The sequence below is a fragment of the Streptomyces sp. NPDC021020 genome (genome assembly GCF_044333285.1).
GTDB lineage: Bacteria > Actinomycetota > Actinomycetes > Streptomycetales > Streptomycetaceae > Actinacidiphila.
Map to the genome: position 1 here is coordinate 61,340 of NZ_JBIRQQ010000003.1, position 17,748 is coordinate 79,087.

13 protein-coding genes and 1 tRNA gene are annotated in these 17,748 nt (G+C 73.9%); 8 read left to right on the forward strand and 6 right to left on the reverse strand.

What is annotated here, in order from left to right; genetic code table 11:
* The first annotated feature begins 8 nt into the window (after positions 1-8).
* The 7 genes from ACH4SL_RS08715 to ACH4SL_RS08745 all read left to right on the forward strand — a co-directional run bounded on the left by ACH4SL_RS08715 (position 9) and on the right by ACH4SL_RS08745 (position 10,427).
* The gene (locus tag ACH4SL_RS08715) at positions 9-1,247 is read left to right on the forward strand and encodes a tetratricopeptide repeat protein (protein ID WP_398442760.1); all 1,239 of its coding nucleotides are present in this window, start codon (positions 9-11) and stop codon (positions 1,245-1,247) included.
* Positions 1,248-1,661: 414 nt separating this feature from the next.
* The gene (locus tag ACH4SL_RS08720; RefSeq protein WP_398442762.1) at positions 1,662-3,281 is read left to right on the forward strand and encodes a beta-N-acetylhexosaminidase; all 1,620 of its coding nucleotides are present in this window, start codon (positions 1,662-1,664) and stop codon (positions 3,279-3,281) included.
* Between the two features lie 288 nt (positions 3,282-3,569).
* Positions 3,570-4,442: an FAD binding domain-containing protein gene (locus tag ACH4SL_RS08725; RefSeq protein ID WP_398442764.1), complete on the forward strand. Its 873-nt coding sequence runs from the start codon at positions 3,570-3,572 to the stop codon at positions 4,440-4,442.
* A complete protein-coding gene (locus ACH4SL_RS08730; RefSeq protein WP_398442767.1) occupies positions 4,439-6,178 on the forward strand; it encodes a 2Fe-2S iron-sulfur cluster-binding protein in 1,740 nt (579 codons plus the stop codon). Before ACH4SL_RS08725 ends, ACH4SL_RS08730 begins: the two co-directional genes overlap by 4 nt.
* A gap of 82 nt (positions 6,179-6,260) precedes the next feature.
* The gene (locus ACH4SL_RS08735) at positions 6,261-8,579 is read left to right on the forward strand and encodes a xanthine dehydrogenase family protein molybdopterin-binding subunit (RefSeq protein ID WP_398442769.1); all 2,319 of its coding nucleotides are present in this window, start codon (positions 6,261-6,263) and stop codon (positions 8,577-8,579) included.
* 211 nt (positions 8,580-8,790) lie between these two features.
* Positions 8,791-9,453 (forward strand): hypothetical protein, encoded by a 663-nt coding sequence (locus tag ACH4SL_RS08740; protein WP_398442771.1) that lies wholly within the window; start codon positions 8,791-8,793, stop codon positions 9,451-9,453.
* Positions 9,438-10,427 carry a hypothetical protein gene (locus tag ACH4SL_RS08745; protein WP_398442773.1) on the forward strand — a complete coding sequence of 330 codons (990 nt, stop codon included), beginning with the start codon at positions 9,438-9,440 and terminating at the stop codon, positions 10,425-10,427. Before ACH4SL_RS08740 ends, ACH4SL_RS08745 begins: the two co-directional genes overlap by 16 nt.
* A 23-nt stretch (positions 10,428-10,450) precedes the next feature.
* Here the strand turns inward: ACH4SL_RS08745 and ACH4SL_RS08750 are convergent, their stop codons facing one another.
* The 6 genes from ACH4SL_RS08750 to ACH4SL_RS08775 all read right to left on the reverse strand — a co-directional run bounded on the left by ACH4SL_RS08750 (position 10,451) and on the right by ACH4SL_RS08775 (position 16,049).
* Positions 10,451-11,218, reverse strand: a complete 768-nt coding sequence (locus ACH4SL_RS08750) for an isocitrate lyase/phosphoenolpyruvate mutase family protein (RefSeq protein ID WP_398442775.1) — start codon at positions 11,216-11,218, stop codon at positions 10,451-10,453.
* A gap of 79 nt (positions 11,219-11,297) precedes the next feature.
* A complete protein-coding gene (locus ACH4SL_RS08755; protein WP_398442778.1) occupies positions 11,298-12,380 on the reverse strand; it encodes a hypothetical protein in 1,083 nt (360 codons plus the stop codon).
* 11 nt (positions 12,381-12,391) lie between these two features.
* Positions 12,392-12,676: a hypothetical protein gene (locus ACH4SL_RS08760; RefSeq protein WP_398442780.1), complete on the reverse strand. Its 285-nt coding sequence runs from the start codon at positions 12,674-12,676 to the stop codon at positions 12,392-12,394.
* 27 nt (positions 12,677-12,703) lie between these two features.
* On the reverse strand, positions 12,704-13,765 hold the full coding sequence (locus ACH4SL_RS08765; protein WP_398442782.1) for a hypothetical protein: 1,062 nt from the start codon (positions 13,763-13,765) through the stop codon (positions 12,704-12,706).
* Between the two features lie 62 nt (positions 13,766-13,827).
* Complete coding sequence (locus ACH4SL_RS08770) at positions 13,828-15,846, reverse strand: hypothetical protein (protein WP_398442784.1); 2,019 nt, start codon at positions 15,844-15,846, stop codon at positions 13,828-13,830.
* A gap of 131 nt (positions 15,847-15,977) precedes the next feature.
* Positions 15,978-16,049, reverse strand: a tRNA-Cys gene (locus ACH4SL_RS08775).
* A 223-nt stretch (positions 16,050-16,272) separates the two neighbouring features.
* Here ACH4SL_RS08775 and ACH4SL_RS08780 point away from each other — a divergent pair.
* On the forward strand, positions 16,273-17,742 hold the full coding sequence (locus ACH4SL_RS08780) for an MFS transporter (RefSeq protein ID WP_398442786.1): 1,470 nt from the start codon (positions 16,273-16,275) through the stop codon (positions 17,740-17,742).
* Positions 17,743-17,748: the final 6 nt, after the last annotated feature.

Below are 17,748 nucleotides of genomic sequence, written 5' to 3' on the forward strand. Positions count from 1 at the left end.
ACGGAGGCGTGTTCGGTACGCCGGACGCGCCCGACGACGACTCCACCAGCGGCGAGCGCGTCCACGCGCTCGTCGCGCAGGGGCGCTTCGCGGAGGCGCACGCCGTGGTCGGCGACGCCTTCGTGGAGCGCAACGGCAGCGCCGGCTACCTGCTGCGCGCCTGGGTCCTCGCCCAGGAGCGGCGCCCGGCCGAGGCCCGCGAGGCCGTCGACTGGGCGCTCGCCCTGGCCGGGCCCGCGGAGGCGGCCGACGTCTTCGTCCTGGCCGGTGTGGTCCTTCTCTCACTCGACGAGGTCCACGACGCGCTGATCGTCGCGCTGCGCGCGGGCGGGGCGGATCCGGACGGCTGGGAGCCGGCCGTGCTGCTCTCCGACGTCTACCGGCGGCTCGGCCGCGTCCCCGACGCGGTCGCCGCCGCCCGCAGGGCCGTCGAGCTGGCCCCGCGCGAGGCCGAGGCGCAGGTCGCGCTCGCCCGCTCGCTCAGCGCGGGACGCGGCGTGCTGGGCCGCATGCCGCGGCGGCTGCGGGCCGAGCACCGGGCCGCGGTCGAGCGCTCGCTGCTGCTCGGGGCCGACCCCGGGCAGCTCCAGGCGCCGCGCGCCGGGCTCCTCACCGGCGGGGTCGCCGTCGCCGTGCTCTGGGCGATCCAGCTCTACCGCATCGAGACCGGCGACGACTGGCAGTTCGTCGCGGCCGGCGCCGTACTCCTCGTGACCGCGCTGCTGCTCGTCGTGCTCGTACGGATGCACAGCCGGCGGACCGGCACCGGGGCGGTGGCGCGGATGCGGGGCATCCGCGCGACGGTGCGCACCGAACTGGCCGCGGACCTCGCCGCCGGCGACCGGCTGTGGCGGCTGCGCGCCGCGCACGTCGGGGCCGTCATCCCCGTCGCGCCGCTCCTGACCACCGGGCTCGTCGCCGACCGCGCGTGGCGGCGCGAGCTGTGGCCGCTGTGGGCGGCCGTGCCCGTCACCGTCGCCGGCGCCGCGGGGGTCGCGGTCGCCGTCGCCGGGGTCCACTGGTGGTACGGGCCCGAGTTCGCCCGGCGGGCGTTCCTCTTCTCCTGGTTCGGCCGGCTCCAGATCGTCGTCCCGGCGCTCCTGCTGGGCGCGAGCCTCGCGGGGGCGGTGGCCGCTTCCGCGTCGCGGGCCACGTGGCGTGACCTCGCGATCGCCCATGCGGGCTGGCTCGCGGCGACGTGGGCGGTGGCGGGGGCGGCGTCGTTGCAGGCCCGCCGCGCGATCTGACCCTGGCGGGGGCTTAGGGGGTTCGCCCCGGGGCGGTGGGTTGCGGTGTGTTGCGCGACCTTGCGCCGGTGGGTGGTTGCTCGCGCCGTTCCCCGCGCCCCTTCGCGGCGGCCCGGCGGGTGGGTCGGGTGCCGGCACGGGGCACCTCCTCGGAATGCGCGTTTGCCCTCTTTCGGTGTTGGTGAGGTACGGGGAAGCGCATTCCTGCGGGGGCACCCCGCACCGTCCCCCTCCGGGTTGTACGGCGGGTTCGCCGCCGATGGTGGTTGAGCCCCACAGGAGAACCGTCAGAGGACGTCTTACCTGCACGGGTGGTGCGGGTGGGAGAACCCCGCGCCGCCAGGCGCGGGCACCCACCGCGGTGGGAAGCCGCTGACGTACCCGCCCCGCCCGCGGGGCACCGCACGGGGCAAGATGGGCGGCGTGGACTTGATTCCGGCGCCGCAGGTCGTGCGGGCAGACGTGAGGGAAGAGCGCTTCGCGCTGGGGGACGCCGTACGGCTGGACGTGGGGGCCGGGGCGGAGCGCGCCGCGCGGTGGGTGCGGGGCGTGCTGGGCGCGGCCACCGGCGTGGAGTTCGGGGCGGCGGGGGACGCCGTGGTGAGCCTCGGGGTCGACGGGGAGCTGGGCCCCGAGGCGTACCGGCTGAAGGTGACGCCGGAGCGGGTGGAGCTCACGGGCGGGGACGGGGCGGGGGTGTTCTGGGGGGCGCAGACGGTGCGGCAGCTGCTGGGGCCGGCGGCCTTCCGGCGCGCCCCGCTGCCGGGGGGCGGCGGGTGGAGCCTGCCGGTGTGCGAGATCGAGGACCGGCCGCGCTTCGGGTGGCGCGGCTTCCTGCTGGACGTGGCCCGGCACTTCATGCCGAAGGACGGGGTGCTGCGGCAGCTGGACCTGATGGCGGCACACAAGCTGAACGTCCTGCATCTGCACCTCACGGACGACCAGGGGTGGCGGATGGAGGTCACGCGCTATCCGCGGCTGACCGAGGTCGGGGCGTGGCGGGAGCGCACCCGGGTGGGGCTCGCGCCGTCGAAGGTGTGGGACGAGCGGCCGCACGGCGGTTACTACACGCAGGACGACCTGCGGGAGATCGTCGCGTACGCGGCGGAGCGGTACATCACGGTGGTGCCGGAGATCGACGTGCCGGGCCACTCGCAGGCGGCCATCGCCGCGTACCCGGAGCTGGGGAACACCGACGTGGTGGACACCGCGGCGCTGGGGGTGCTGGACCGCTGGGGGGTCAACCCCAACGTGCTGGCGCCGACGGAGGGCGTGCTGCGGTTCTACGAGGACGTCTTCGGCGAGCTGCTGGACATCTTCCCGAGCACGTTCGTGCACGTCGGCGGTGACGAGTGCCCGAAGGAGCAGTGGCGGGAGTCGGCGACGGCGCAGGCGCGGATCGCGGAGCTGGGCGTCGGGGACGAGGACGGGCTGCAGAGCGCGTTCATCCGGCACTTCGACCGGTGGCTGGCGGAGCGCGGGCGGCGGCTCATCGGGTGGGACGAGATCCTGGAGGGCGGGCTCGCGGAGGGCGCGGCCGTGTCGTCGTGGCAGGGCTACGCGGGCGGGATCGCGGCGGCGCGGGCCGGGCACGACGTGGTCATGTGCCCGCAGACGCAGGTCTACCTGGACTGGCGGCAGGCGGACGGGCCGGACGAGCCGGTGCCGATCGCGCACGTGCGGACGCTGGAGGACGTCTACCGCTTTGAACCCGTCCCGCCGGAGCTGACCGCGGCGCAGGCCGCGCACGTCATCGGCACGCAGGCCAATGTCTGGACGGAGGTGCTGGACTCGGCGCGCGCGGTGGACTACGCCGTCTACCCGCGGCTGTCGGCCTTCGCCGAGGTCGCCTGGTCCGATCTGCCCGCGCCCGCGGAGCGCGACTGGGCCGGTTTCGCGGCGCGGATGCGTACGCACTACGCGCGGCTGGACGCCCTGGGCGTCGAGTACCGCCCGGCGTCCGGCCCGCGTCCCTGGCAGCGGCGTCCCGGGGTCGTCGGGCGCCCGAAGGAGGGGCCGCCCCCGATCGTGTGACCCGGGGGTGCGGCGGCCGGTGGGAAATCTGTGAACTTCCGTGTCCCGTACGGCGGGACCTGGCACGGTGGACGCGTAATCCGGCGCAACACCGCGAAGGACGCCAAACATGGCACTGTGCCGATTTCCCCGGGAGACGTACGATCACCGGCGTGGCGGACGGATCGGTACGTCGTGGACCTGCGCGACGGCCCCTGGGGAAGATGTGCCAGAGTTGCCACGTCCGGGCTGTCAGCACGTACGGTACGGCTACCGCGTGACCGAGGAAGGCCGGGAAGGGGCAGCTGCGTGAGCGCGTATGCACAGCAGACGGCGGAGATCGTCTCGCTGCCGTCCTCACTCGACGAGGCGGTGGCGGCGCTCGCCGCCATGCCCACCGCCGTGCCGGTCGCGGGCGGCACCGACCTGATGGCGGCGGTGAATTCCGGGCTGCTGCGCCCGGCGGCACTCGTGGGCCTGGGCCGGATCGCCGAGATCCGCGGCTGGCAGTACGCCGACGGGGCCGCGCTCCTGGGCGCGGGCCTGACCCACGCGCGCATGGGCCGCCCCGACTTCGCCGCGCTCATCCCCGCGCTCGCCGCCGCCGCGCGCTCCGCGGGACCGCCGCAGATCCGCAACGCGGGCACGCTCGGCGGCAACATCGTCTCGGCCGCGCCGACCGGCGACGCGCTGCCGGTGCTGGCGGCGCTGGAGGCGAGCGTCGTCCTGGCCGGGCCGGAGTCGGACCGGGAGATCCCGGTCAGCCACCTGCTGACCGGCATGGACCCGCTGCGCCCCGGCGAGTTGGTCGCCTTCGTGCGCATCCCGCTGCTGCACGCCCCGCAGACCTTCCTGAAGGCCACAGGCCGCACCGGCCCCGGCCGGGCCGTCGCGTCGGTGGCGCTCGTCGTCGACCCGGCCAGACGCCAGGTGCGCTGCGCGGTCGGCGCCGTCGCGCAGGTGCCGCTGCGCCCGCTGGAGGCCGAGCAGTGGGTCGCCGGGCTCATCGACTGGGACGGTGAGCGCAGCCTCGCGCCCGAGGCCTGCACCGCCTTCGGGGAGTACGTGGCCGCCGCGTGCATCCCCGACCAGCCGGACGTGGACCTGCCGCCGGCGGCCGTCCAGCTGCGCCGTACCGTGGCCGCACTGTCCCGCCGAGCGCTCGGGAGGGCCCTGGCATGACCGACCAGCCGCAGACGCCGGGCGGCGCCGGCAACTCCGGGGCCTGGCAGCCCGTTCCGGGCGGCGGGGACTACGACCCCGACCAGACCATGCACGTCTCCTTCGCCGCGCAACTGCCGCCCCAGCCGCGCCCGGGCGAGGACCCGCTGAGCGCGCACGGCCCCGTGGGCGAGCAGGACCCGGCCACCAGCTGGACGATCCCGGTGATACGGGACGAGCCCGAGGGCGACTCCGGCGAATACTCCGTGGGCGCCTTCGCCTCGCCCTGGGACCAGGCGCCCTCGCCCGCCGCGCCCACCACGCAGTCCTTCCCCGCCGGGATGTTCGGGCAGGGCGCCGCCGCCGCGCAGGCCGCGCAGGCGCAGGCCCGCGCGGAGGCCGAGGCCGCCGCCGGGGAGACCGCCGGCTGGGCCGCGCCGCCGGCCGAGCAGGGCGGGGCCGCGGACACCGGGTGGTCCGCCTTCGGCGCGCCGGGCTCCGCGCCCTGGCAGCCGCCCGCCGAATCCGCGTGGCCCCCGGCGCCCGACGAGGCGCAGGACGCGCCGACCGGGGCCGAGGCCGCCGCGGAGCCGGGCTACCCGGCGGATTACGCCGCACCGTACGCGCCGGAGGAGCCGGACCAGGGGCACACGCCGGAGGACGGCGCCGGGTACGGGGCGGAAGAGGCTGCCGGGTACGGGGCGGAGGAGCCCGCCGGTTTTCCGCCCGGGGGCCCCGCCGGCTACGCGCGGGACGAGGACACCGGCGCCGTGCCGCGGGGGCTTGCCGGCTACCCGGCGCAGGAGCCGCCGACCGCGCCGGAGGGGCTTGCCGGTTACCCGGCGCAGGAGCCCGCAGGTGCCGCGCCGGAGAGCGGTGTCGGCTACCCCGCGCAGGAGCCGCCGACCGCGCCGGAGGACGCGTCCGGATACCCGCGGGGGGAGTCCGCGTCCTACGCGCCGGAGGACGGCGACGGCGGAGCCGAGGGCGGGGAGGCGGGCGGGCGCGAGTACGTCGCCGGGGCCGCGCCGCAGCCGCTGCCGGAGGCCGAGGCCGTGTCGGAGCAGGAGGACGGCGAGCCCGGGCCCGTACCGCTGCCCGCCGACGACACGGCGGACGACACGGCGGACGAGCCCGACGCCGCGCCGGAGCCCGCGGAGGAGGCCCCCGAGCCGACCCGCAGCGAGCACCCGGTCGCCTCCTACGTGCTGCGGGTCAACGGCGCCGAGCGCCCCGTCACCGACGCGTGGCTCGGCGAGTCGCTGCTGTACGTGCTGCGCGAGCGGCTGGGCCTGGCGGGCGCCAAGGACGGCTGCGAGCAGGGCGAGTGCGGTGCCTGCTCGGTGAAGGTCGACGGGCGGCTCGTGGCGTCCTGCCTGGTGCCCGCCGCGACCGCCGCGGGCTCCGAAGTACGCACCGTGGAGGGCCTGTCCACCGACGGCCGCCCCTGCGACATCCAGCAGGCCCTCGCCGACTGCGGCGCCGTCCAGTGCGGCTTCTGCATCCCCGGCATGGCCATGACGATGCACGACCTGCTGGAGGGCAACCACCGCCCCAACGACCTGGAGACCCGGCACGCCCTCTCCGGCAACCTGTGCCGGTGCTCCGGCTACCGCGGCGTGGTGGACGCCGTACGCCAGGTCGTCGCCACCCGCGACGGCCGGGACGCGCGTGCCGCCCAGGAGACCGACGAATCCCCGCCCACAGCCCGTATCCCCGCCCAGTCCGGACCCGCATCCCCGGAGACCGCCGTATGACCGCGCGCCGCCTCCCCGCCGCGAACGCCGAGCCCTCACCCGTACGGCCGCGTACGGCACCGCACACGACGGGAGGCGCGCGATGAGCGTCATCGACGGGTCGGGCCCGGCCGCGGAGGCGGTGGTGGCGCCCGCGGGCGGCAGCCCGCACGGCATCGGCACCTCGCTGCCCTCCACCGACGCGGCGGCCAAGACGCAGGGCACCTACCCCTACGCCGCCGACCTGTGGGCCGAGGGGCTGCTGTGGGCCGCGGTGCTGCGCTCGCCGCACCCGCACGCGCGGATCGTGCGCATCGACACCGCCGAGGCCGCCGCGATGCCCGGCGTGCGCGCCGTCCTCACGCACGAGGACGTGCCCGGCGACGCGATGCACGGCCGCCGGGTCGCCGACCGGCCCGTCTTCGCCACCGACATGGTCCGGCACCACGGCGAGCCGATCGCCGCCGTCGCCGCCGACCACCCCGACACCGCGCGGCTCGCCGCCGCCGCGATCCTCGTCGAGTACGAGGTGCTGGAGCCGGTCACCGACCCGGAGAAGGCCTTCGCCGCCGAACCGCTGCACCCCGACGGCAACCTGATCCGGCACATCCCGCTGCGCTTCGGCGACCCGGAGGCCGTCGGCGAGGTCATCGTCGAGGGCCTCTACCGGGTCGGCCGCCAGGACCCCGCGCCGATCGGCGCCGAGGCGGGCCTCGCCGTGCCGCGCCCGGACGGCGGCGTGGAGCTGTACGTCGCCTCCACCGACCCGCACGCCGACCGCGACATCGCCGCCGCCTGCTTCGGCCTGGAGGCCGACCACGTCAAGGTCGTCGTCACCGGTGTGCCCGGCGCGATGGGCGACCGCGAGGATTCGGGCGTCCAACTGCCGCTGGGCCTGCTGGCGCTGAGGACCGGCTGCCCGGTCAAATTCGTCGCGACCCGCGAGGAGTCCTTCCTCGGCCACGCCCACCGGCACCCCACGCTGCTGCGCTACCGCCACCACGCCGACTCCGAGGGCCGCCTGGTCAAGGTCGAGGCGCAGATCCTGCTGGACGCAGGGGCCTACGCCGACGCGTCCTCGGACGCGCTCGCCGCCGCCGTCGCCTTCGCCGCCGGGCCCTACGTCGTCCCGCACGTCTTCGTCGAGGGCTGGGCGGTGCGCACCAACAACCCGCCCTCCGGGCACGTCCGGGGCGAGGGCGCGCTCCAGGTCTGCACGGCCTACGAGGGCCAGATGGACAAGCTCGCCGCGAAACTCGGCCTGGAGCCCGCCGAGATCCGCATGCGCAACGTCCTGGCCACCGGCGACCTGCTGCCCACCGGCCAGACCGTCACCTTCCCCGCACCCGTCGGCGACCTGCTCAAGGCCGTCCGCGACGCCGACCTGCCGCCGCTGCCCGACGGCGACGACGAGTCGCAGTGGCTGCTGCCCGGCGGCACCGCGGGCGCGGGCGAACCCGGCGCGGTGCGCCGCGGTGTCGGCTACGCGCTCGGCATGGTCCACGTCCTCGGCGCCGAGGGCACCGACGAGGTGTCCACCGCGACCGTGCGCGTGCACGACGGCCGCGCCACCGTCATCTGCGCCGCCGTCGACACCGGGCAGGGCTTCGCCACGCTCGCCCGGCAGATCGTGCAGGAGGTGCTCGGCGTCGACGACGTGCGCGTGCTGCCCGCCGACACCGACCAGCCGCCCGCCGGGCCCGCCGCCCGCGGCCGCCACACCTGGGTCTCCGGCGGGGCCGTGGAGCGCGCCGCGAAGATGGTCCGCACCCAGCTCCTCCAGCCGCTCGCCGCGAAGTTCGGCATGTCGGTGGAGCTGCTCACCATCGCCGACGGCAAGATCACCTCGTACGACGGCGTGCTCTCCACGACCGTCGCCGAGACGCTCGACGGCAAGGAGCTGTGGGCCACCGCGCAGTGCCGCCCGCACCCCACCGACCGGCTCGACGACAACGGCCAGGGCGACGCCTTCGTCGGCCTCACCTTCTGCGCGATCCGCGCGGTCGTCGACGTCGACATCGAGCTGGGCGCGGTGCGCGTCGTGGAGTTCGCCGTCGCCCAGGACGTCGGCCGGATCCTCAACCCGCGCCAGCTCGCCGCCCGTATCGAGGCGGGCGTCACGCAGGGCATGGGCCTGGCCCTCATGGAGGATCTGCGCGCGCCCCGTGGGGTCGTCAAGCGCCCCTCGCTCACCGGCTACGCCCTGCCGACCGCCCTCGACGCCCCCGACGTGCGCATCGTCAAGCTCGTGGAGGAGCGGGACGTCGTCGCGCCCTTCGGCGCGAAGGCGGTCAGCGCGGTGCCCGTCGTGACCGCGCCCGCCGCGGTCGCCGCCGCCGTCCGTGCGGCGACGGGCCGCCCCGTCTCCCGCCTGCCGATCCGCCCGCAGGCGGCCATCGTCAAGCCCCCGACCACGGCGTAAACACATCCGCCACCCGTGTTTCATGGACGTGGCACCTGACGGCCCGATAGCGTAAGGCCCAGGGGGATGCAGGTGTGGCTGCCGGTGACCGGCGGTGCCGCACGGGGGCTGCGGAGACCGTGGTGCCCTTGATGCTGCCGTGGTGACGGCCGAGCCCGATTCTCCCGCCGACCCGAGCACACGCAGTCCACCCGGGAGACAGGGCAACACGATGCGACGCCGAACGTCCCTCACCACCGCGACCTGCGCCCTGGCCGCGGCCACCCTCCTGCTCACCGCCTGCGGCGGGGGCGGCGACGACAAGAAGATCGGCGCGGAGGACTCCGGCACGTCGGCCCCGGCGCCGAGCGCGTCCACGACGACGGCCGCGCCGACGACCTCCGCGCCGGCCGGGCCCACGTTCGACTTCCCGCCGGACGTCAAGGTCGTCGTGGACGCGGACACGACGGGGGACGCGGTCAAGGACGCGGTCCTGCGGGACCAGGGGTACGGGCTGAACTCCGTGTACGTCGCCCTCGGCAAGGACGACCCCGACGAGCCGCTGCTCCAGAAGTACCTGACCGGAACCGCGCTGGAGATCTGGAGCGAGAGCATCTCGGCGGGGAAGAAGCAGCACCTCACGGCGACCGGCGACCTGCACTTCTACAACCGCAAGGTGACCAGCGTCGACGCGAAGACCGCGGGGGTGACGTTCTGCGAGGACCAGCGGTACTCCTACAACAAGCACACGGACACCGGGCGCATCGACAAGACCACGCCGAGTCTGAACAGCTTCGTGTCGCACACGGCCTTCATGCGCAAGGCGGCCGACGGCACCTGGCAGATGGCCGACTACAAGTCGCAGCGGGGGGCCGCCTCGTGCCGGGTCTCCTGAGGTCCGCGCGCCGCCTTCCGCCCGTACTGGCGGCCGCGGTCGCCCTCAGCTGGGGCCTTGCCGCGCCCAGCCAGGCCGACAACGTCTTCCCCGAGCCGGTCACCCCGCCCGCCGACTCCCCTCCGTCGAACGTGATCGAGTCCGAGGTCCACTACACGCACAGCTACGGAGGCTCGGGCGCGCACATGGCACCGCCGAAGGGCGCCACATGGCGGCCCCCGGCGTGCTGGTACGAACCTGCCTACTCGCCCGAGGAGTTCGAGAACTACCTCAACAGCCACTACGTGTCGTCGGAGAACGCCTACGCGGGCATGGCCAGGGACTACGGGGCGGACGACTTCCACAAGGGCGACAAGGGCGCCTGGTGGGAGCTGAAGATCCCCGACCTCAGCCAGGCCGACAAGTGCGCCAGCCTGGACCCCTACGCCTGGTTCACGCCCGACAAGCCGCCGCCGCCCGAGGTGTCGCCCGTCGATCCCCAGACGCTCGCGGGGCTGGCGTACGCGAACACCGTGCTGCCGCCCCCGGCGGTGACGGTGCGGCCCACGGCGAAGAACCAGCTGGTCAATTTGCCCACGGAGGTGGCGTTCACGGAGCCGCTGGACCGGGTGACGGTGACGGCGAGCCTCGACAACGCGGCGCTCGGCATCCATGTCGCCTCGACGGTCGTCGCCGTGCCGTCCGAGCTGCGGGTGGAGACGACCGGGGACGCGGAACCGGCCGGCTGCACGTACAAGCTGGCCCCCGCGGGCGGCGGGTACAAGCTCGACAGCCACGACGCGGCGTGCAACATCACCTACCGCAAGGCCTCCCCGGGCAGCGGCTACACCCTGACCACGTCCGTGGTGTGGAAGGTGCACTGGACGCCGTCCGCGAACGCGGACGGGCCCGCGGCGAATCCGCCGCTGCCCGACGGGGAGTCGCAGGCGCCGACGACCGTGGTGGTGCGGGAGAGCCAGGCCGTCGTGCACTGACGGCCCGCTCCCCGGGGCGGCGGTCAGCCCACCAGGCCCGCGGCCATCTCCCGTACCGCCTCCAGCGCCTGGGCCTGGAGACCGCCGCCGAAGGTCACCCGGGAGGCGCCCAGCGCGCCCAGCTCCCGGGGGGAGGGGGTGCCCGGCTTGCACAGCGCGTTGACGGGGACGCCCACCGCCTCGGCGATCGGCCCGAGGTGGGTGGCGGGGGCCATGATCGGGTAGACGCAGTCGGCGCCCGCGGCGGCGTACCGCCGGGCGCGCTCGATCGCGGCCTGCGGGGTGCGCTCGCCGCGCAGGTACGTGTCGACGCGCGCGTTGACGACGAGCGCGCCGCCCGCCGCCGCGACCACCGCGGCGAGGCGCTCGGCCTGCTCCCCGGCGTCCACCAGCGTGCCCGTCGCCGGGTCGCTGTCCTCCAGGTTGCACCCGGCGGCGCCCGCCTCCAGCAGCCGTTCCACCAGCTCCTCGGGCCCGAGCCCGTACCCCGCCTCGATGTCGGCGCTCACCGGCACGTCCACCGCCCGGGTGATCCGCCGGACCGCCGCGAACATCTCCGCCGCCGGGGTGCCCTGCCCGTCCGGGTACCCCAGCGACGCCGCGATCCCGGCGCTCGGCGTGGCCAGCGCCGGAAAGCCCGCGTCGGCGAAGACCCGGGCGGAGGCCGCGTCCCACGGCCCGGGCAGGACCAGCGGATCCCCCTGCGCCCGCCCGTGGTGCAGCCCCCGCAGCACGGCGGCGGGCCCGGTGGCGTCGGCGGTCTGCGCGGCGTTCGTCTGGTGCGTCGTCATACGCCCGACGTTACGGCCTGCGCGGCCCGCGGCACTGGACCACTCGGCCCCGGAAATCGTGGGCCAATCCGGCCGGGGGTCAGACGGCGAGTTCGAGGAAGTAGTGCTGGTATCCGCCCATGACCAGCTTGCCGTTGCGGTAGGCGATCGTCTCCGGCAGGGCGCAGGGGATCTCGCGGGCCTGCATGGGCTGGTGTGCGGTGCAGTCCGTGTGGAAGCGCTTGCCGTCAGTGACGCGGTGGTGGGCGAGGACGGTGACGCTGCCCCGGCTGATGCGGAGCAGGTACTCGTCCTTCCTTTCGGCGGTGGTGTTGACGTAGACGCTCTCGCCGTCGCCGCCGGCCATCGAGACGACCGTGAGATCGCTGTTCGCGTACGGGATGCCGGGGATCTTGGCGGGGAGGGCGAGGGGTGCGGAGGTGGCGTCGGGACGCACGATGCGTATGCGGTCGAGATCTCTGCCGTGTCCGTCACCGTCGTTGTTGTTCGGGCCGACGTAGGCGTTCCCGGCGCCGTCCAGGGCATTCGAGGTGATCACGTACTCGGTGGGACCGTCGTCGCCCTCGTGGCCGCCGTTGTCGGGGTAGAGGTAGAGGCGGGTCAGCGTGCCGTCCTTGAGGGCCCATACGGCTTCCTCGTCGGAGACGAGGAGGGTGCCGTCGGGGCGTCTGCCGAAGGGGGTGGCGACGCCGTAGAAGTGGTAAGTGGCCGCGTCGGCGGTCTGCGGTACGGGGCGGTGCCTGGTGCCTCCGGGTTTCACCACTCCGGCGAGGAGCGTCATCCGCCCCTTGGCATCGCGGAGGTAGACGCAGCCCCAGGCGCCGACGGCGAAGGTGTGGTCGGGCAGCGCTACGAGTCCTCCGCCGCCGTACTTCGCGAGGTCGATTTTCCACAGCGTGGCGGCTTTGCGGTCGGGCGAGAAGGTGTAGACGTAGGCGCCGTCGTACACCGCCAGGGTGCCGTCTGCGGCGATCGAGAACGCGTTCAGCGGACCCCCGATGCGTTTGGCGTCCAGCCCGTTCCCGGCGTCGCGGAAGAGCACGGACGCCTGCCCCTTCGCGGGCGGCTTCCACCCGTCTCCTCCGCCGCACGCGGTGAGGGCGACCAAGGCGAGGCCTGCGGCGAGGGCTGCCACCTGTCGGAAGGCGGGTGTGCGGCTCATTTGTTGCCCCCTCAGGTTCCGGTGCGCTTGCTGTCCTTCGCGTCCTGGTCCTGCCGGGCCTTCTCGATGAGCCGGTCCTGTTCGGGCTGGTAGGTGGTGAAGAGGCGCAGGAGTTGGGCCGTGCGGCCGCGGTAGTCGGTCTCCCAGTCCTGGGCGGGGGTACCGGACCAGGTGTCCGGTCCCATGAGGGGGATCACGTCGCCGATGGCTCCCTGGATCTTGCCGACGGAGGTCGTGATGAGCTGCATGTCGTGGCGGCAGGCGGTGTCGAGCCGGTCCGCGTCGGGGGCGCCCATGGGATGTCCTTTCCGGTGGCCGTGCAGTCAGACGGCGAGTTCGAGGAAGTAGTGCACGTGCCCGCCCATGACGAGCCTGCCATTGCGGTAGGTGATCGTTTCGGGGAGGGCGCAGGGGATTTCCCTGGCCTGCATGGGCTGGTGGTTCTTGCAGTCGATCTCGCTGTCGTCGGCGACGAGGTGGTGGGCGAGCACCGTGACGCCGCCGCCGCTGATGCGGAGCAGGTACTGGTCGTTGTCATGCCTGGTGTTGACGTAGACGCTCTCGCCGTCGCCGCCGGCCATGGACAGGGCCTTGAGGCCGCTGAGCGGCGGCGCGATGCCGGGAGCCCGGGCGGGGACGGCGAGGGGGGCGGAGGTGCCGTCCGGGTGCACGACTCGTATCTCGTCGAGCGTGGGGCCGCCGACGCCGCCGTCGTCGTTGCCGGTGCCGACGTATGCGTTCCCAGCGCCGTCCACGGTGTTGGACGTGATGGCGTAGTCGGCGGGGAGGCGGCCCGGCTTGTCCGTGCCGTCGTGGGGGTAGACGTACAGCCGGGTGAGGGTGCCGTCCTTGAGGGCCCATACGGCTTCGGCGTCGGAGATGAGAAGGGTGCCGTCGGGGCGTCTGCCGAAGGGGGCGGCGACGCCGTAGAAGTGGTAAGTGGCCGCGTCGGCGCTCGCCGGTACGGGCTGGTGGCGGGTCGCGCCTTTGCGTACCACCCCGGCCAGCAGCGTCGTCCGGCCCTTGGCGTCCCGGCGGTACACGCGGCCGTAGGCGCCTACGGCGACGCTGTGGTCCGGCAGCGCGACCAGCCCGCCGGCACCGTCCCGCGCGACGTCCGGTTGCCACCACTTGGTGACCTCGCGCCCGGGTGAGACGGTGTAGATGAAGCCGTCGTAGACGGCCAGGGTGCCGTCGTCGGCGAGATACAGCGCGCCGAGCGGGCTGATGTCGTGGCTGGGGTCCAGGCCGTTGCCCGCGTTGCGGAAGAGCACGGTCGCCTGCCCCTTGGCGGGCGGCTTCCACCCGTCCCCGCCCCCGCACGCGGCGCCGCCGGCCAGGACGGCAAGGACCAGCAGCGCCGTCGCGGAACGTCTCTGGCTCATTCGGTACCGCATGTCCCGCCTTTTCTTCCACGCCGTGCGTCGCCGACGAGTTGGTGAATGGGTTACGGTGATGTACCTCTCAGGAAGGGGGACTTGACCCTTCCGCTGCCCTCGTTGAAATACTCCATCATTCCGGCGTCCGCCTTGTCGAGAACGGGAACGCGGTCCTTGTGGTTCCCTGCGGTGAGTGCGGCCCACCAGTCGTTGAACACCTTTGCGTCGTCCTTGGTCTTGATGACGATGTCGCCGTTGCCCCACTCCGGGCGGCCCGCAGGTGGCTGGATCTTTCCCGAGCGCAGCATTCCCTGCATGACTGGTATACGCATCGCGTCCTTCTGCTCGTACAGCCCTTTCTCGTACTCGCTCTCCGCCTGAGCGGCGTTGCCGGTGGAGAACAGCGTGTCCGCGTAGGGCAGGCCCGCCCAGATCGCGGCCTGTCCCCAGGCCGGACCGCCGGGATAAGCGGCGACGCCGCTGGAGAAGATGTTGAACCACATTTCTCGGCTGGAATTCTCGGAGTCCAGGAGTTCGGCGTCGTGGATCGCGTTGCCGCTGTTCGTGCCGAAGATCTCGCCCCGCAGCGCGGCGTAGTGGTTGAGGTCCTGCAAGGTGTCCGTGTCCAGGCCGCCCATGGTGGCGAGGGTGATTTGCGAGTCCACGGACTGGAGCAGGTTCGCCGATTCCTTCGGGTTCTGCATGATCATGCTGAGGAACAGCCGGGTCTGGGCGTCGCCGACGGCCAGTGAACCGTCCTGTGTGTTCGGACCGGCCTTCCGGGCGTCCGTTCTCCAGGATTCGGCGAAATCCGGCACGTACGCCTGGAAGACGCTGGAGAGCGTGTGCGTGATCTCCGCGTTTCCCGACGGGTAGTTCTTCCGGTCCTCCGGCTTGCGGTTCTGCTCCAGCGTGTACTCGTTCCCGGCGGCGTTGATGATGTTGCCCGCCGCCTCGACCGAGTCCTGCGGGTGGTGTGTGCGGTCGAGGGTGGCGGCGCGGATGACGGCGGCGGGGAATTTGGCGTCGTTGAGCTGGTCGAGGCCCGGGGTGTGCCATTTGTTGCTGACCAGGACCTTGGCGTGGTCGGGGCCCTTGGGGCCGGTCAGCAGGTCGCGGGAGGCGTCGGCGTTCTCGCTGACGCGCTGCATCAGGGCGATCGACGGGTCGTTCGCGGAGATGCTCATCCGCTTCTGCTCGGAGTTCTTGCCGCCGTCGTAGTTGAGGCCGAGGGAGACGTACCAGGCGTTCTGGTCGGGGTCGATGTAGCCGCCCGACCACATCGAGGTCGGCTCCGCGTAATGGGGGCGCATGTCCCGCGAGCTGCGCCAGTCGAGCATCGCGCCGCCGACGTCGGAGAGGACCTTGGCGTCCCACTTGTCGCCGGGCGGGCCGTACTTGAAGAGCATGCCGACCGACCACATGTCGCCGTCGGCGGGCTGGGTGAGCGACTTCTCCCAGTCCGGCGGTACGGTGATCCGGCCCTGCTGGGCCATGGTGGTCGCGCCCTGGACGCCCTGCCCGAACTGGGCGAGTATCGCCTCGGACTGCTTGCTGAGCACCTGTTCGTCCGCAGTGGTGCCGTCCTGCCCGTGCAGGACACGGGCGGCGCGCGCCGCCTGGTCCAGGCCGCCGTTCGCCATGAACGCCTGCATGTAGGCGGGGTCGTCCTTGTGGTCGGCCATCGACTGCGCGACCTCGGCGATGGTCTTCCGCGACTCCGGGTCGTCGGGGTCGTCCATCGCTTCCTTCAGGAGCTGGGCCTCCTGCTGGGCCTCGCGCGTGACGTCGATCTCGTTGACGTCCCAGGGGACGTCGACGAAACCGTACGTCGGGCTGTGCGGGTCGCCGATGTGGGTGCCGTGCGCGAGTTCCAGTGCCAGGTCGGCCCGCTTGGCCATGTCGCCGGCGTCCTTGCGTATCTGCGTGACCTGCTGGAAGAGCAGGGACTGGCTGATCGTGCCGTGCCAGTCGTCGAAATGCTTGCGGATGGCGGGCGCCTCGCGCTCCAGGGTGTCCGCCAGCGCCTTCAGCCGGTCCGCGAGTAAGCGCACCCGGTCGGGGTCCACCCCTGAGAAGTCGTTCACCTGTCACTCCCCCCAAGGCCCGCGCCGATCGCAGGGGCCGGAAGCGACGTTAGGCGAGACGGGAGGGATGGGTGGGGTGATTCCGCTTAAACATCCACAGTGCGCCGCGCGGAGGCGCGTCGGCGCAGGAGAGGCCGTGACCGGATTCGAACCGGTGTCACTCGATTTGCAATCGAGTCCCTGAACCACTCGGGCACACGGCCGTGCGTTGCTTCGTGCTGCGGTGTTCTTCCTGCGCTACGAGCATCGCCGCCGGCGGGGGAGGGGGTCAACGGAAACGGGGGGAGTGCCATGCGACCGCAATGACGCGTTCACAGGGGTTCACGGTCGGGGCGGCGGTAGGGCGCGGGACGTAGGGCGGAAGGGGGAGCGGAGTACGGTCGCATGGCAGGGGTGAAACGGGGGGACGCCCCTTACGCTGGGGCGATGAGCGTTGCAGGGGACAGCAAGGCCGCACCGGGTGTCGTACCTGGTGAGGGGGCCGGGGAGGCCGGCGCGGGCGGCGGCGGGATACTCGGGCGCGACTACCGCGCCCTCACCTTCGGGGTCGTGTCCGTCGTGCTGCTCGTGGCCTTCGAGGCCACCGCCGTCGGCACGGCCATGCCCGTCGCCGCCCGCGACCTGCACGGGCTCGGCCTCTACGCCTTCGGCTTCTCCGGCTACTTCACGACGTCGCTGTTCGCGATGGTCGTGAGCGGCCAGTGGTGCGACCGCGGGGGCCCGCTCGCCCCGCTGGCGACCGGGATCGCCGCCTTCGGGGCGGGGCTGGTGATCAGCGGGACAGCGAGCGCGATGGGCGTGTTCGTGCTCGGGCGGGCGGTGCAGGGGCTCGGCGGCGGGCTGGTGATCGTCGCGCTGTACGTGGTGGTGGGCCTGGCCTATCCGGAGCGGCTGCGGCCCGCGGTGATGGCGTCCTTCTCGGCGTCCTGGGTCGTGCCGTCGATCGTGGGGCCGCTGGTGTCCGGGACGGTGACCGAGCAGCTGGGCTGGCGCTGGGTCTTCCTGGCCATCCCGGCGCTGGTGGTGCTGCCGCTGGCCGTGATGCTCCCGGCGCTGCGGCGTACGGCCGCGCACGCGGGCCCGCGCGACACCGTGCGGCCGCGGATGGACGGGCGGCGGATCGGGCTCGCCGCGCTGCTCGCGTGCGGCGCGGTGCTGCTCCAGTACGCGGGCCAGGACCTGCGGCTGCTGTCGGTGCTGCCCGCGCTCGCCGGGGCGGCCCTGATGGTGCCCGCGGCCCTGCGGCTGCTGCCGCGCGGCACCTTCCGGGCGGCCCGCGGGCTGCCCACGGTCGTCCTCATGCGCGGGCTCGCGTCCGGCACCTTCGCGGCGGCGGAGACGTTCATCCCGCTCATGCTCGTGACGCAGCGCGGCCTGTCCCCGACGCTCGCCGGCCTCTCCCTCGCCGGCGGCGGCCTGACGTGGGCGCTCGGCTCGTACCTCCAGGCCCGGCCGCGCTTCGAGCCGGTGCGCGAGCGGCTCGTGCAGGTGGGCATGCTGCTCACCGCGGGCGCCATCGCGGTGGTGCCGCTCGCGCTGGACCACGCGGTGCCGGCGGCGGTGGTGGCGGTGGCGTGGTGCGCGGGCGGCATGGGCATGGGGATGACGATCTCGACGCTCACGGTGCTGATGCTCCGGGTGTCGCGCCCGGCGGACACCGGCACGAACTCCGCGGCGCTCCAGGTCGGCGACGCCCTCGCGAACGTGGTCTTCGTCGGCGCCGCGGGCTCCGTCTTCGCGGCCCTCGGCGGCGGCTCGGTGGCCCCCGCGGCCCATGCCGCCGCCACCCGCGCGGCCTCGCACCCCGCGGCGTTCGCCGCCGTCTTCCTGCCCGCCGCGGCCCTGGCGCTCGCGGCCGCCGCGATCTCCCGCCGGCTGCGGCCGCGAGCGTCATAGACCGGT

Bases quoted from the DNA above. Each gene is read 5' to 3' on its own strand.
- ACH4SL_RS08740 (WP_398442771.1), top strand. From the start codon at position 8,791: ATGCGACGCCGAACGTCCCTCACCACCGCGACCTGCGCCCTGGCCGCG.
- ACH4SL_RS08760 (WP_398442780.1), bottom strand. From the start codon at position 12,676: ATGGGCGCCCCCGACGCGGACCGGCTCGACACCGCCTGCCGCCACGAC.
- ACH4SL_RS08720 (WP_398442762.1), top strand. From the start codon at position 1,662: ATGGGCGGCGTGGACTTGATTCCGGCGCCGCAGGTCGTGCGGGCAGAC.
- ACH4SL_RS08755 (WP_398442778.1), bottom strand. From the start codon at position 12,380: ATGAGCCGCACACCCGCCTTCCGACAGGTGGCAGCCCTCGCCGCAGGC.
- ACH4SL_RS08780 (WP_398442786.1), top strand. From the start codon at position 16,273: ATGAGCGTTGCAGGGGACAGCAAGGCCGCACCGGGTGTCGTACCTGGT.
- ACH4SL_RS08765 (WP_398442782.1), bottom strand. From the start codon at position 13,765: ATGAGCCAGAGACGTTCCGCGACGGCGCTGCTGGTCCTTGCCGTCCTG.
- ACH4SL_RS08735 (WP_398442769.1), top strand. From the start codon at position 6,261: ATGAGCGTCATCGACGGGTCGGGCCCGGCCGCGGAGGCGGTGGTGGCG.
- ACH4SL_RS08750 (WP_398442775.1), bottom strand. From the start codon at position 11,218: ATGACGACGCACCAGACGAACGCCGCGCAGACCGCCGACGCCACCGGG.
- ACH4SL_RS08730 (WP_398442767.1), top strand. From the start codon at position 4,439: ATGACCGACCAGCCGCAGACGCCGGGCGGCGCCGGCAACTCCGGGGCC.